This is a genomic window from Arthrobacter sp. D3-18, from assembly GCF_054408525.1.
Genome location: NZ_CP096440.1, coordinates 247,321 through 260,797, shown reverse-complemented (window position 1 = coordinate 260,797; position 13,477 = coordinate 247,321). Strand labels below are relative to the sequence as shown.

Genomic DNA, 13,477 nt, shown 5'->3' with positions numbered 1-13,477 from the left:
CGTAGCGTCGATGAAAAGGATGGAGCACCGGGTGGAAGAGGGAGACATGATGCAGGGGTGGAACCGGGCCATAGAGCTCATTGAGCAAGACCTGGCCGCGGATATCGAGGTGGGCGTCTTGGCGCGTGCCGCTTTGACATCCGAGTATCACTTTCGGCGGATGTTTTCCTCCCTGGCCGGTCTGCCAATCTCTGAGTACATCCGCAGACGGCGCCTGACAGCAGCCACTGCGGAAATCCTGGAGGGCGGGACTGTGCTGGACGTTGCCGTTCGCTATGGCTACGGATCGGCAGAGGCCTTCACCCGCGCTTTCAGGGCCCTGCACGGGCTAAGCCCCTCAGAGGCGCGAATGCCGGGCGCGGTTCTCCATTCCCAACCTCAATTGAGGTTCCACCTCCGAGTCGAAGGAAACACCGACATGAAGCACCGCATAGAAGATCAACCCGCTTTCCGCCTCATCGGCCTGAAAGCACGTGTCCCATTGGTCCACGAGGGACCCAACCAGGCCATCATCGACTTCCAGAAAGGACTGGACCCTGCGGTCACCAAGTCCCTACTGGAGCTTGCGGATTTGGATCCGGTGGGCCCCCTCTCAGTTACTGACAACATCAAAGAGCAGCGCACCGAGGGAAGCGAACTGGACTACTGGCACGCAGTGGCCTCTACCAAATCGGTCCCGGAAGGTTTCGACTTCCTTGAGGTCCCGGCCGGTCTGTGGGTGGTCTTCGAAACCGAGGGAAGGTTCCCGGAAGTCTTGCAGGGCATGTGGGCTGATGCCGCCACGGAGTGGTTTCCCGCCAACCCCTACAGGTGGGCACCGGGACCGGAAATGCTCAGCGTCCACGTGGAACCCGGCGGCACGCATGGCCGCGGGCAACTGTGGATCCCCATTGAAAGGGAGGAACTACGCTGAAGGAACTGACTCCAGAAGCTGACGGATCTCTTCCAGGGGCAACACATTCTGCCGGTATTCACGGGTAAGGGCACGGAGTACGGACTCGGCGGCCTCTGCATTCTCCGTCCCAATGGCCTCGGCCGCATAAATCACCTTGATGTTGTGGGCAAAGGCGTCAGCGGCCGTTTGGGCGATGCAGTTATGTGCTGAAATACCGGCAAGAATGACGGTGTCCACACCCCAGTTCCTCAGCCGCATGTTCAGGTCTGTCCCGAAAAAGGCGCTGTCCCGAGTCTTGACCAACCGGGGATGATCGGCAGTGAGCAGTCCGGGAACGAACTCGGCCTGCTCACTGCCCCTGAAGATGAAGCCCTGGTCATCGTCGAGCATGTTCAGGCTCCACGTGGATTTGTCCCGTTCATGCACGGTTCCTACCAGGAGCACTTTGGCCCCGGCTTGGAGCGCTGCACTGGTCAACGAATTGCAGGCAGCAACAATTTCTTCCTGACGCCCCTTCAGAGCAGGGTCTTCGAAGTAGGCGTTCTGCATGTCGATCACCAACACAGCGATCATTCTTTCTCCCCTCACACGTGAACCTCAACAAACCGCCCGGACAGGGATCAGAGTCCCTTGCCGCCCGTGACAGGAAGGACTGCACCCGAAATATAGGACCCTTCGTCGGATGCCAGCAGCACGTAGGCGGGCGCCAGCTCTGCAGGCTGGCCGGCACGGCCCAGTGGCGTGTCCTGCCCAAAGGTGGGGAGCTTGTCCGGCCATTCGGTAGCTGGGATCAGTGGAGTCCAGATGGGGCCTGGCGCCACTGCATTGACGCGGATTCCCTTGGGCCCGAGTTCCTCGGCCATGGCCTTGGTGAAGGCCACTTGGGCCGCTTTGGTCATGGCATAGTCGATCAACTGGGCGGACGGATTGAACGCCTGGATGGATGCCGTGACAATGATTGAGGCGCCCGGCCGGAGATGCGGAATGGCTGCCTGCGCCGTCCAGATCAGCGAGTAGAGGTTGGTTTTGAAGACACGGTCGAACTCCTCGGTGGGTATGGTTTCCAGGCCTTCGCGGTTCTTTTGATAAGCCGCGTTCAACACCACCACGTTGAGCCCGCCAAGCTCCTTCACTGTACGTTCCACGATCTCAGCCGCGAAACCTTCATCCCGCGCATCACCGGGCAACAGCAGGACCTGCGCTCCGCACTCACGGATCCATTCCGCCGTCGACTGCGCGTCTTCCTCTTCCTCCGGAAGATAGCTAATGGCCACGTTAGCGCCCTCGCGCGCGTAGGCAATGGCTACCGCAGCACCGATGCCGGAGTCACCGCCGGTGATCAGCGCGGTCTTACCCTGCAAGCGTCCATGCCCCACGTAACTCTTCTCGCCATGGTCCGGTTGCGGATCCAGTGGCTTGGTGAGGCCCGGTTGTTCCTGCTCCTGCTGGGGGAATTCGCCCGAATGGTATCCGCTGCGGGGGTCCGATGGCGGCGAGGTGAGGCGGTTCCCGTCGGTTTGCGGCTTATCAGCCTGGTTCGAATCACCTTGAGTCATGGTTCTGCCCCTTTTCGGATTTCACTGCCGGTACTTTTGCCCTGTACCCCGCCCCGCGATCTCCTAAACGCAGTCAGGACTAGGTCCGGAGGGTCCTCGCTTTGACCATAAGGAACAGCCCGTAGGCGATGAGCCCAAGTGCCACGGCAGCCAACAAGTATGGACCATAAGGCTGTTCCTTCAATGCTTTCAAACTTCCGTCAAGCCCGGTTGATTGCTCGGGCTGGGCCCGAACCGCGGCAATGACCACCAACAGACCCACAAGGAAGAGGGCGATCCCCTTTGCAATGTAACCCACCACGCCAACCCAGATTTGGAACTTGTGCACGCCCGGGCTGGATGACAGGGAAAGGTCCTTGGTGAACTTTCGACGGAACCCCCTCACCGCGAAGACGATGCCGGTAATCGCGACACCGGTGCCGATGGCGATCAGCAGGAATACCCCGAACGGTGCCTTCATAAGAGTGACCGTGAAGTCGCTGCTGGACTCCCGGCTGTTCTGGCCCCGCCCTATGACGAACGACATGATGGTGGCCGCCAATGCAGCGAACACCAAGGCCTGGCCTAAAGCCGATAACCGCTTGGTCAGTTTGTTGTCGGAGGCGATGCGATAGCCAAGGATGGCATTTCCCAATTGCCACAGGGCCAGCGCCGCACAGGCTCCAAAGCAGGCCCAGAGTAGGAGGGGTCCTGCCGGTTTGTTGGCCAACTCGGTCACCGCGCCGCTGACATCAGCCTCGCCGCCGCGGCCCACCGCGAGTTGGATTGCGATCACGCCAATGAGTAGGTGCAGCAGCCCGCTCACGGCATATCCGGCCCGGGCAACAGCTGCGAAAGCCTGCGAATTCGCGGCTTCCTCGGCCACATCAGCGGCCTTTCTCATCTCTTCCTTGATGGCAAGCCTCCTTATTTTCGCGCTGGACTCCATCGTCCCTTAAACGGCGACGGGCAGGTACTCGCCCGAATAACGAGGTGCCTGCCCTAGTAAAGCCTGGCGCCCTAGAACCCGACGACCGACTGCGGCCAGATGCTCCGAAGCCCCGCACCAAGGGGGTTGAACTGCTCACGGACTGTCACCACTGCACGGGTCTGGCTAGCGGTTTCTCCAGTGTGACCGGCAGCGTCCGCCGTGCCTGCGAAGGCGTCGGAGTTCGTGTGGGCAGCGCCGGTAGTCACGGACTTGGCGGAGGTCTGATCAGTCATTTCGGTGGTCCTTCCTGGAAGTTCCCGTCAGCTGATTGGCTGATGTTTCAACCATCGGACGGGGTCCTCAAGAAGGACGCCGGGTCATCTCAAGATTCCCTCAAGATTCCTCCCGGCGCGGCGAATCCGCCCCGCCGAGATGGCATTTAATGGCAATGTTCCGCGTCGCGATTGTCATCAAGTGCCATCTCGGCGGGTCCGGCTGAAGGAAAAGGATCTTAGCGTGCGTCCTTTTTTGCTTGGCGTTGGGCACCTTGCGACCGGCTGGAAGCGTCCCGCTTCACACCGCCGGTGGTCTTCTGATGAGACTTTGCCCTGCCTGAACCGGTGGTGGATTTGCTGCCGGTTCCAGAGCTCTCCGGCCCGGTGGACTTGTCGGCGCTGGCACGTTCCAGTCGCTCATCCTTGAGTTCTTCTGCCGCCTCGTGAGCCACCCTGGCGAGTTCGGTGCTCACGATGGAGAGTGCTTCCTCGAACACGAAAGCACGGGCACGCGCTTTGTCTGACTTGTTGGCTGCGGCTCCGCGACCGCCAGCTTCCAGCACTTCGTCTGCCGCTTTGCGTCGATAGTTGGTGGTGTATTTGTTCCGGGCCTTCCGCACCCGTTTATGGAGTTGGAGCAGGCCTTCCTCGTCGAGGAGCTCAAGTCTGGCTGGCTCCAATTCGCGAATCAAATCAAGTTGATCTTGTTTCAACACCCACAGATATTGGTCCATTCGCCGATGATTCCACACCTCCTGTTGGAGGTATAGAGCGTCACGGAGTTCTCACCAAGTTGCTGTGCTGCCCTGTTGCTGCTCATCGACTTTCTGCTCCCGTTCCAAGAGCCAAGTCATCGCCTCCGCTTGGGAGGTAAAGAACCTCGTAGGGCAGGGCGCGGGCTGGGCGGCCAGTTGGTAGTCGACGAGTATGCGGTCAACGGCGTTTTCACCCAGCAAAGCGATTCTGGAGGCCGCACAAGGCTCGATGAAAACGTCACGTGCCGCGCGGCTCAAATGGCTTGCATTGGCCATCCTGACCAGCAAGGGATAGCGACTACCGGCAGCGAACTCGTTGACGGCGTCCACGGCAGCCCGGGCGTTGCCGGCTTCGATTCTGACGCCCGGCTCCCAAGCCAGTAACAAGACATTGTCCGGTCCGAGCTGGATGGTGTAATCGATGTGGTCCGCTTCAGCCATAGAACCGTCTCCATCTCTGCAGGATTGCAGGACTGCCCGCAAGCCACGGGCTGACTCCACCCTGCACTACGCAGCAATCACCACGTCTCATCCGAAAAGAATGATCTTTGCTTTGGTTTCCGTGGCCTGCCGTGAAGGCCGTCAGGCGGTAAAGCGGCGCCGGTAGTCCGTGGGTGAGGTGGAAAAGGCGCTGGCGAAGTTCTGCCTGAGGGTCACGGCACTGCCGAACCCGCAGTCGGCCGCAACCTGGTCGATGGACAGGTCAGTGGTTTCCAACAGACGGCGGGCAGCATCCAGTCGGCGCGTGCGTATCCAGGACGACGGCGTGGTCCCGGTTGAGGCGCGGAAGGCGCGCACGAAAGTTCGCCGGCTCATGTGGGCTTGGGCCGCGAGCCGGTCAATGCTGAGCGGTTCACCCAGCCGGCCAATCGCCCACTCAAGCAGCCGGGCCATGGGGTCGCCTTCAGCTCGCGCGGGAAGGGGACGCTCGATGTACTGGGCCTGCCCACCTTCACGGTGCGGGGCGATGACCAGGCTTCGTGCCACCTGGTTGGCTGCTTCCGCCCCCAAACGGCCTCTCACCACGTGCAAGCACGCATCGAGTCCGGATGCTGTACCGGCCGAGGTCAGGACGTCGCCGTGATCGATGTACAGCACCGTTTGGTCGAGCGTGACATCGGGGTGCCGGACGGCGAGGGAGTCAAAGGCCTGCCAGTGGGTCACGGCGGATCGTCCGTTCAGGAGCCCGGCGTCGGCGACGGGAATGGCTCCCAAGCAGAGACCCACGATGGTTGCTCCCCTACCGTGGGCTTGCCGGAGGACATTGCTGAGGGCTTCGCCGGTCTCGCGTTCGTCGTCGAACCAGGACGGCACCACTACGACGTCGGCGTGTTCCGCCGTCGAGGGTCCTTGGACTTCCCCCAGCACGTAACCCTCGGCGGTTCGGATATGGCCAGCCCGGTCTGAGAACAGGACGGTGTTCCACTCGGCCAAACCCTGGCGCGAGACCTCGTCGAAAACCATCTGCGGCACGGCAAGGTGAAACATCGTGACCCCGTTGAATGCGTACACCGCGATCCTCATAATGGCCTCCCCTATTCTTTGGCCCGAATCAATCGTATATGGGCATTCGTGCCACTGGTGGTTGCCGGGTAATGGACGAATGATGAAAGGGACCGCCAAAAGGCGCCGAACAACCACTACGGGAGAACACCATGAGCACACCCCGCCGCGCCCTCGTCCTGGTCGATGTCCAGCAGCAGTACTTCAGCGGGCCCCTGGAAATTCAGTACCCGCAGCACCAAGAGTCGCTTGCGATGATCACCAAAGCTATTGACGCCGCAACAGCAGCCGGTATCCCCATTGCGGCCATCCAGCACAGTGCCGGAGAAGGCGCACCAGTCTTCGCCCCGGAAACAGCGGAGTATGAGCTGCACCCCGAAGTGGAAGCCCGCAGGACCGGTTCCTGGAAAGACGTCACCAAACAGTACAGCTCGGTGTACGCCGGCACGGATGTTACCGCCTGGCTGCGGAAGCACGACGTCGACACCGTCACCTTGGTGGGTTATATGACCAACAACTGCATCCTGGCCTCGGCCGTTGAAGCAGAATTCCTCGGCTTCTCCACCGAAGTACTTTCAGATGCCACGGGTTCCATCAACCTCAGCAACGACGCCGGAACCGCGGATGCGAAGACCGTTCACACCACATTGATGGCGCTGTTGAATTCCAACTGGGCCGCCGTTGCACCCACCGAATCATGGGCCACGGCCGTTGAGTCCGGGCAAGCCTTGGAAAAGAGCGATCTGGGCAGCTCTGCCATGGCAGGAGCCGCCTTGCAGGCAGCTTCCTGATCAGGATCGTGTTCGCCCTCCATGCGAGGACGCACTTCAATGCGACGACGGCGACTCCGCGTCCTGGCCTTCCCGTTCTTCCGCCGCTGTCTGCGCATACGAGGCAGACACGCGGCGGTAGACGGGTGTCAGGAAAGCGATCAGCGCCACCAAGATCATGATGATGCCCGCCACCAGGAACACCAAGGCGATGCCCCGGGAAATCCCTTCGCCCAGCAATGGATCAAGGCTGGCCGCCCCCTCCTCGGATCGGGCGTAGGGGATGATCCAGAACTGGGCGATCGGTGCGATGAGGAACGCGGTGATGGGCGCCGCCGCGGACTCGAAGGCCATGGCAAAACCAAACACCCTGCCCTGCCGAGGAAGTGGCACTACTTTTTGGATGACAGTCTGCTCAGCGGCTTCAACCACAGGCACCAGCGCCATGTAGAGCCAGATTCCGACGATATAAAGCCAGGCCCACTCGCGAAGGGTAAACACCGCACCGATGAACCCCATCAGCACCACAGCGATGAGCATGGTCCGCAGAGGATTCGACCCGAGGCCGAACTTCCCGATCAGCGCACCGCCAACAATGAACCCCGTGGCACCAATGGCGAAGACAACTCCCCACATCTCCACCGAGAACATCTCCAGGCCGTATGGATCCATCAACGCCATATAGACGCCGCCAATGAAGTTGTTGAACGTGGAGAAGAGAATCAGCGCAAACAGGCCGGATATCGCCATGACGGCGGCCCACGATCCGCGCAAGTCGAATCCGCCTTGTGCGTCGGAGGGCGCTGCCTTCACTTCCTCGGGCAGGCGCAGCATGAGCAAGTGCCCAAAGGCCAAGGCGGTCAGCACCAAGGCGACAACTACCGTCCAGCCCATGCCCAGGAGCCCTACCGATAGCCCGGAAAGGACCGAGGTGACGATGAACATGAGCCCCTGCACCATGCCTACGAGCCCGTTGGCATTGGCCCGCCGATCAGGTTCGATCAGGATGGTCACGGTGGTGGACAGGGCAATATTCCGCATGTTCTCCACCACTGCGCCGATCAGGATGATCATGGTGAAAATCCAGAACCATGGCTGTGTCAGGTCTAGTAGTGCCTGCTCGGGTGTCAGCAGGAACATGATGCCTGAGAGGACGAACATCACCATGGTGAAGGCTGCGGCGAAACGCATCACGGCAAGTTTGCGGTAACGGTCCACGAAGGTTCCGAAACTGATGCTGGAGAGGGCGATCAGGAGCATGTATGCACCGCCGATCACCCCCGTGGCGATCACATTCCGCGTCTCCAAGTACACCCAGAACGTCAGGGCGAACCACAGATAGCTTGTGGTGATGTTCGCGAAGGCGGTGTTCACCAGTATCCCGGTGAAGGTCCGGGATCTTTGCGCGGGAGTGCGTACGGAGAGATCGATGCTGTCAGTAGACGCGGCGGAGGCCGGTTCCTGCTCGGTCATGCGTCCCAGTAAACCACCGCCGCCAGCGTCCCGGTAGTATCGGCAAGGAATCCTAAAGACGCTTGGGGGAGTAATAACATGACGGAAGTTCAAGGGCATCTGTCCTTCACCGATGACATCAGCCGTGACCTGGAATTGCAGGAGTATGGCCTGGACCCCGCGGTGGATTCCACGCTCCTTCCCAATACCGCCGTCATGAGTGCCCTGCAAAACCTCGTGCGGCTGGCTACCGAGCTTTGCGGCGCACCTTTTGGCGTGGTCAACATCATCAGCGCGGAGTACCAGCACCAAATCGGTGCTTGGGGCGTTGATCCCGGGGTTTGCTCGCGCGAGGATTCCATGTGCGCCAAGGTCTTCCTCACCCGCGAGCGAACAGTGGTGGCCGATGCGTCCAAGGACCCCCGCTTCGCGAACAATCCCTTTGTCACTGGCGAAATTGGCAGAGTCCGCTTCTATGCGTCCGTCCCGCTGCAGACAGAATCGGGTTTCGTGCCCGGAACATTGTGCGTGTTCTCGGATAAAACCAATGAGCTGCGCCCCGAACAGGTGAGCATGCTGGAGGTCCTGGCGAAGCAGGTAGTTGAGCTTTTGGAGCTTCAGCACCGCACGGTACAGCTGGACCGCACCTATGCCGAGTTGAGGGACAGCAACGCCAAGCTCGCCGGATTCGCCGGCCGCGTCAGCCACGATCTCCGCATTCCCCTCACCACCATCCTGGGCTATGTGGAACTGGTGGAAGACGATCCCGACGTGGAACCGAACAGCACCGCCGCGCGCTACCTGGACCGCATTGGCTCCAGTGGACGGCGGATGCTCGGCATGCTCGAAGATGTGCTGAGCTACTCCCGCGTGGGCGGCGCAATCCAGCCGGTGCAAGTTTCCCTGCGCGAGATCGCCGAAGAAGTGGCACGCGACTTGGGCATCGAAAACGACGGCATTGTGGACGTCGAAGATCTGACTCTCCAGGCCGACCGCGGACAGCTCCGCACGCTGCTGCAAAACCTGCTCTCCAACGCCATGAACTACCGCAGTCCCGAGCGCGATCTCCGAGTCCGGGTGAGCGGGGTTTCCAACTATCAGGGCACCACGATCTTCGTGGCGGACAACGGCAAGGGCATCAAACCCGAGGATCGCGCCAAGGTCCTGGAACCCTTGGTGCGTCTGCGGCGGCAAGGTGATGGCCCGGGGTCCGGGCTCGGCCTTGCCACCTGCAGCAACATTGCCAAAGCACATGGAGGCGATCTCACCCTGGCTGAAACTCCCGACGGCGGAACCACAGTCACTGTTAGCTTTCCAGCCGGTTTCTAGCCCCTCCGGGGTGTCTCCGGAGACTTTGGCGCTGCGACTGCCATTATTCGAGGCATGACCACCTCGTACTTCCGGTAGAGGAAACCATGCAGCGGCCCGCCCCAGTCCGCTCACCGTTCACGATCCCGCTCGTAGTCATCGTGCTCTTCATGGTGGCCTGTGTCCCTATGGCCACCCCGCCGACGTCCCAGGCACCAACGGCAGTCATCGGGACACCTCCATCCAGGATCGCCCTCCCGACATCCGTCGTGGACATGACCACCCGCACAGCCGGAGCAACGCCCACGGTTGCGACGTGGCAATACATCAGCGGTGCCGAGACCTTCAACAGCAAGCTCGATGCCCGACTGCTCAGCATTTTTGATGCCCGGGCCGGCGGTCGCCACGAACCCGCGGCACTGCCGGCTACCCCCGCTGCGCTGCTGGCCGACGGCGTTTCAATCACCCATGAAATTGTCCTGGCCACCGGAAGTGTTGTTGGATCCAGGTTCGTGCAAACAACCATGGACGGAGGCGTCCGCACCGCTCGCAGCGACGAGATCACCTACGAGGACCTCAGCACGGGCGATGTGACGGGCAGTGCCAGCTTGATCAACCAGGCCATGACCAGCACCTTACGGACAATACTCGGAGACGCCATCGGTCCTGCGTCCCCGACGCAGCCTCCGGGCCCGGACCCAAGCCAGCCCCCGGCACCAGGCCCGGTTTCCGACGCCGAGTTGCTCACCGCCGTCGCGTTTACCTCCGCCGGAAATCTCAGCGTCACCATCCACCGGGACCCTGTAACAGGCGCCGCCTTGTCCGGCCCCGTCACCGTTACTTTGAACGCCGCAGCAACGGGCGAGGTGATTTCGCCTGCAGGACAGATCCTTCGCGCCGCAGTCATCACTGGGGCTCCGTTCAAGGCCCCCCAGCCCGCACCCGGCGGGCTGGCTCCGATCAACTGCGAACTGGTGGCCTGTGCTGCCCTCACCTACGATGACGGGCCCAACGCCCAAACCACCCGTCTTCTGGCGATACTCGAAAAGCACAAAGTGCTCGCCACGTTCTTCCAGCAGGGAGGCTACGTCAAGGCCAATCCGACGGTGGCGAAAGCCGTGGCAGCTGCGGGCCACACCATCGCAAACCACACCATGAGCCATCCATACCTGACGAAATTGTCGCCGTCGAGCATCGAGAGCGAAGTTCAGCGGGCCCAAGGCGCCATAGAAATGGCAACAGGTGTGGTGCCCGCTTACATGCGGCCACCGTACGGAGCAACTAACAAGACGGTTTCCGCCTCTGTGGGGTTGCCCCAAATTATCTGGGACGTCGACTCCCTGGATTGGCAGTCCAAGAACAAATCCCTGTTCCTACCCCGGGTCATGAGCCTGGTTAAGCCTGGATCCATCATCCTCCAGCACGACGTCCACGCTTCCACCGTGGATGGCCAGGTGGAGCTCATTGCCCAACTCAAAGGCAAGGGCTTCTACCTGGTCACGCTCCCGCAGCTTTTCGCGGGAATCGAACTGAAGCCCGGCGCGTCCTACAAGTGCCGCGGAACAGCGCCGGGATGCGTTGCCGGACGCTGAACTCCAAGAACGTTGACCTCCAAGAACGCTGAACTTCCGGAAAGCATCCCACGACGGCGGCAGGTCGCCGTCGTGCGTTGTTCACGCTGCCAGGGCTACTTGCCGTCCCCGGACCCCTTGCCCTTTTCTGGCTTTTTCTCGCTCTTGCCGTCGCTCTTTTCCTTGGCGATCTCCGGGCCAGGCACTACAGCCGGCGCAGGCTCCTGAACGGGTGCAGGCACTGGAGCTTGCGCGGGCTCCTGCAGATTGACCACTTCGGCGGGCTGGTCATCCGCGGGCACGGCTTCGGCGGGCACGGCTTCGGCGGTCGCCGGCGCAACAGGGAGAGCTGGCACCACCGGCGTCGTCGGCTGCGGCTCGGCTTGGGAAACGCCGCTATCCCCAGTCTGGGAGGGGTCCGTTGTGTTGCCCGTAGGCGTAAGCCCCTGGGACAGGATCAGCAAAGCGAGCGGAATGGTGACCGCCGCTGCGGCCACGCCCCGAACGGTCCTGGGTCGTCGCTTATTGAAGTCCCTGAGGCTGGTGACTGTGGCCTGCCTCTTAGTTGGCGTGCGGAGTGGTGGCCGCGAAGGCACGGCCGGCAGCAGCGCAGTCCTGCGCCCGGACTGGATCCCTTCATCCCCGAGCGCCTGTTCGACGTGCTGTGCCGTTGGGCGCTTTTCGGGATCCATGTCCGTCATGGCTTCGAGGAGCTCCCGTAGCGGACCAGGCAACTCCAGGGGAACCTGCGGCGGGCGGTGAAGACGGGCTGATGCCGTTTCAATAGGCGTCCCCGGGTACTCGGCCCTGCCGGTGAGGCATTCGAGGAGTACCAAGCCCAGCGAGTAGATATCGCTCGCGGGAGTCAGCCCAAGCCCCTGCGCCTGTTCCGGGCTGAGGTATTGGGCGGTTCCCACGGTAAAGCCTGTTGCGGTGAGGCGGTTGTCGTTCATGACCAGTGCGACGCCAAAGTCCGCTAACTTCACCGACTGTCCCACGCCGTCGTCATCGGATACCAGGATGTTGGCCGGCTTGATGTCGCGGTGGATAACTCCGTGTTCATGTACCTGGGACAGTGCCCCGGCGAGCCGGATCCCGATGCGCGCGGTCTCGGGAACAGTGAGTGGTCCCTCGGCCAGTATGGCGCGCAAATCCCGGCCCTCAGCCAGTTCCATGACCAGAAACGCGCGTTCTTCGTCGTTGCGCGTATCGACGCCGGCGTCAAAGGCGGCCACCAACCCTGGGTGATCAAAGGCGGCCAGGAGCCGCATTTCATTTTCCTGCCGGGCACGGAACGACTCGTCGCCTGAACCGGGCAGGAAAATCTTGATGGCTACCTCGCGGCCAAGAAGCATGTCAGTCGCCTGGTAGACGGCAGACATAGCTCCCCTACCCAGCAAAGAGCCCAGCTGGTAGCGGCCGGCAAGTACTTCAGTGGCGTCTGTTCCTGCGGTTTCGCTGGAGGCGCGGAGTTGGGGGTCCACGGCCTCGTCATTGTTGCCCACGAATGTCACGTCCTTCAGGCATACCTGGAGACACGGACTTAACCACTGTCCCTGCGTCACCAAGCAATGCCGTCAATCAAACTTTCACGATGGCCGCGCGGCCGACTGCTTCAGCCACGTGCGGCCCAGGCAATGAGCCCAAACAGCATCATCCGGTTTCACCAGATAAGTTATCAGGATACTGATTAAATCGCGGGAAGGGCAATGTGAAGGCTCAGCGGCTGCGAAATCAGGCGGCTTGCAGCCGGTCCACAGCCGCGCGAAGTTCGCCCGCCTGAACGCCCAGCGACCATTCTGCGACGTCGGTGACGAACCGCTTGAAGGCGTCATATTCGAAGGTCTCGGCGTTGTTAACGTAGGAGCCCACGCCGTCAATGGCCACCCATATCCGGATGCAAGCCGCAAAGGGGTCCTCCACCATGAAATCGCCGGACGCGACTCCGTCCTCGATGAGCGCGGTCAGCCGGTTCCGATCGAGGTATTCCTGCCCCAACAGCGCCTCGGTCAGGGCAGGGATAAAGCGGCAAAGATGCCTGGCGTTGAGCCATAGCCGCGTGAGTTCAACGGTGCCGCTGCCTTCGATGCGCGAAACCAGGTGAGCCATACGCTCAAGGGGAGTGCCGTCGTCGGGAAACAGTTCTTCCCGCTCCTCTGAAACGGCGCGCACAAACGCGGCGATCACCAGATCCTCGGCAGCCGGGTAGTAATGGCTGATCAGGCCAGGCCGGACACCAAGGCGGTCGGCAACGGCGCGAAGGGTTATCCGCTCGAGCCCCTCACCCAAGGCAATGGAAGCGGCTTCGGCCAGGATTTCGGCGCGGCGCTCGTCGGGTAACTTGCGGACGCGTTGGGATGCGGGGCTTGACACCATGCCGTTCAGTCTATTGGATTAGTGACCAATAGCTCATTGGTCGTGCGACCAATAGCGTCAACGGACCGGCTTCCCAGCGTTGCGAGCCGGACCTTGCCCGAGAGGA

At 61.5% G+C, this 13,477-nt stretch carries 14 protein-coding genes; 4 read left to right on the top strand and 10 right to left on the bottom strand.

Annotation, left to right across the window (positions count from 1 at the left end):
* Positions 1-49: 49 nt before the first annotated feature.
* Positions 50-913 (top strand): AraC family transcriptional regulator, encoded by an 864-nt coding sequence (locus M1D89_RS03280; RefSeq protein WP_498650887.1) that lies wholly within the window; start codon positions 50-52, stop codon positions 911-913.
* On the opposite strand, the gene M1D89_RS03275 is transcribed toward M1D89_RS03280, so the two are convergent.
* The 7 genes from M1D89_RS03275 to M1D89_RS03245 form a co-directional block, all read right to left on the bottom strand.
* Positions 905-1,468, bottom strand: a complete 564-nt coding sequence (locus M1D89_RS03275; protein ID WP_498650886.1) for a cysteine hydrolase family protein — start codon at positions 1,466-1,468, stop codon at positions 905-907. The two genes, M1D89_RS03280 and M1D89_RS03275, sit on opposite strands and share 9 nt — an antisense overlap.
* A gap of 47 nt (positions 1,469-1,515) precedes the next feature.
* The gene (locus M1D89_RS03270) at positions 1,516-2,451 is read right to left on the bottom strand and encodes an SDR family oxidoreductase (RefSeq protein ID WP_498647992.1); all 936 of its coding nucleotides are present in this window, start codon (positions 2,449-2,451) and stop codon (positions 1,516-1,518) included.
* A gap of 79 nt (positions 2,452-2,530) precedes the next feature.
* The gene (locus M1D89_RS03265) at positions 2,531-3,334 is read right to left on the bottom strand and encodes a DUF1206 domain-containing protein (protein ID WP_498647990.1); all 804 of its coding nucleotides are present in this window, start codon (positions 3,332-3,334) and stop codon (positions 2,531-2,533) included.
* Between the two features lie 116 nt (positions 3,335-3,450).
* Positions 3,451-3,654, bottom strand: a complete 204-nt coding sequence (locus M1D89_RS03260; RefSeq protein WP_498647988.1) for a hypothetical protein — start codon at positions 3,652-3,654, stop codon at positions 3,451-3,453.
* Positions 3,655-3,872: 218 nt separating this feature from the next.
* A complete protein-coding gene (locus M1D89_RS03255; protein WP_498647986.1) occupies positions 3,873-4,370 on the bottom strand; it encodes a hypothetical protein in 498 nt (165 codons plus the stop codon).
* A 51-nt stretch (positions 4,371-4,421) separates the two neighbouring features.
* A complete protein-coding gene (locus M1D89_RS03250; protein ID WP_498647984.1) occupies positions 4,422-4,832 on the bottom strand; it encodes a DUF7793 family protein in 411 nt (136 codons plus the stop codon).
* A 141-nt stretch (positions 4,833-4,973) separates the two neighbouring features.
* Positions 4,974-5,915 carry a GlxA family transcriptional regulator gene (locus tag M1D89_RS03245; RefSeq protein ID WP_498647982.1) on the bottom strand — a complete coding sequence of 314 codons (942 nt, stop codon included), beginning with the start codon at positions 5,913-5,915 and terminating at the stop codon, positions 4,974-4,976.
* Between the two features lie 131 nt (positions 5,916-6,046).
* Here M1D89_RS03245 and M1D89_RS03240 point away from each other — a divergent pair, with 131 nt between their 5' ends.
* On the top strand, positions 6,047-6,685 hold the full coding sequence (locus M1D89_RS03240) for an isochorismatase family protein (protein WP_498647980.1): 639 nt from the start codon (positions 6,047-6,049) through the stop codon (positions 6,683-6,685).
* Between the two features lie 36 nt (positions 6,686-6,721).
* On the opposite strand, the gene M1D89_RS03235 is transcribed toward M1D89_RS03240, so the two are convergent.
* Positions 6,722-8,137, bottom strand: a complete 1,416-nt coding sequence (locus M1D89_RS03235) for an MFS transporter (RefSeq protein ID WP_498647978.1) — start codon at positions 8,135-8,137, stop codon at positions 6,722-6,724.
* A 78-nt stretch (positions 8,138-8,215) separates the two neighbouring features.
* Here M1D89_RS03235 and M1D89_RS03230 point away from each other — a divergent pair, with 78 nt between their 5' ends.
* Together M1D89_RS03230 and M1D89_RS03225 are read left to right on the top strand one after the other, a co-directional pair.
* Positions 8,216-9,445 carry a GAF domain-containing sensor histidine kinase gene (locus tag M1D89_RS03230; protein ID WP_498647976.1) on the top strand — a complete coding sequence of 410 codons (1,230 nt, stop codon included), beginning with the start codon at positions 8,216-8,218 and terminating at the stop codon, positions 9,443-9,445.
* An 86-nt stretch (positions 9,446-9,531) separates the two neighbouring features.
* Positions 9,532-11,016, top strand: coding sequence for a polysaccharide deacetylase family protein (locus M1D89_RS03225; RefSeq protein ID WP_498647974.1), 1,485 nt, complete (start codon positions 9,532-9,534; stop codon positions 11,014-11,016).
* A gap of 95 nt (positions 11,017-11,111) precedes the next feature.
* Here M1D89_RS03225 and M1D89_RS03220 read toward each other — a convergent pair whose 3' ends face one another.
* The gene (locus M1D89_RS03220; RefSeq protein WP_498647972.1) at positions 11,112-12,500 is read right to left on the bottom strand and encodes a serine/threonine-protein kinase; all 1,389 of its coding nucleotides are present in this window, start codon (positions 12,498-12,500) and stop codon (positions 11,112-11,114) included.
* A 229-nt stretch (positions 12,501-12,729) separates the two neighbouring features.
* Positions 12,730-13,371: a TetR/AcrR family transcriptional regulator gene (locus M1D89_RS03215; RefSeq protein ID WP_498647970.1), complete on the bottom strand. Its 642-nt coding sequence runs from the start codon at positions 13,369-13,371 to the stop codon at positions 12,730-12,732.
* Positions 13,372-13,477 lie beyond the last annotated feature (106 nt).

What these genes read in the sequence shown, in the direction of transcription:
- M1D89_RS03280 (WP_498650887.1), top strand. Translation starts at nt 50, where the DNA reads ATGCAGGGGTGGAACCGGGCCATAGAGCTCATTGAGCAAGACCTGGCC.
- M1D89_RS03230 (WP_498647976.1), top strand. Translation starts at nt 8,216, where the DNA reads ATGACGGAAGTTCAAGGGCATCTGTCCTTCACCGATGACATCAGCCGT.
- M1D89_RS03265 (WP_498647990.1), bottom strand. Translation starts at nt 3,334, where the DNA reads ATGAGAAAGGCCGCTGATGTGGCCGAGGAAGCCGCGAATTCGCAGGCT.
- M1D89_RS03250 (WP_498647984.1), bottom strand. Translation starts at nt 4,832, where the DNA reads ATGGCTGAAGCGGACCACATCGATTACACCATCCAGCTCGGACCGGAC.
- M1D89_RS03235 (WP_498647978.1), bottom strand. Translation starts at nt 8,137, where the DNA reads ATGACCGAGCAGGAACCGGCCTCCGCCGCGTCTACTGACAGCATCGAT.
- M1D89_RS03260 (WP_498647988.1), bottom strand. Translation starts at nt 3,654, where the DNA reads ATGACTGATCAGACCTCCGCCAAGTCCGTGACTACCGGCGCTGCCCAC.
- M1D89_RS03275 (WP_498650886.1), bottom strand. Translation starts at nt 1,468, where the DNA reads ATGATCGCTGTGTTGGTGATCGACATGCAGAACGCCTACTTCGAAGAC.
- M1D89_RS03255 (WP_498647986.1), bottom strand. Translation starts at nt 4,370, where the DNA reads ATGGACCAATATCTGTGGGTGTTGAAACAAGATCAACTTGATTTGATT.
- M1D89_RS03245 (WP_498647982.1), bottom strand. Translation starts at nt 5,915, where the DNA reads ATGAGGATCGCGGTGTACGCATTCAACGGGGTCACGATGTTTCACCTT.
- M1D89_RS03270 (WP_498647992.1), bottom strand. Translation starts at nt 2,451, where the DNA reads ATGACTCAAGGTGATTCGAACCAGGCTGATAAGCCGCAAACCGACGGG.
- M1D89_RS03240 (WP_498647980.1), top strand. Translation starts at nt 6,047, where the DNA reads ATGAGCACACCCCGCCGCGCCCTCGTCCTGGTCGATGTCCAGCAGCAG.
- M1D89_RS03215 (WP_498647970.1), bottom strand. Translation starts at nt 13,371, where the DNA reads ATGGTGTCAAGCCCCGCATCCCAACGCGTCCGCAAGTTACCCGACGAG.
- M1D89_RS03225 (WP_498647974.1), top strand. Translation starts at nt 9,532, where the DNA reads ATGCAGCGGCCCGCCCCAGTCCGCTCACCGTTCACGATCCCGCTCGTA.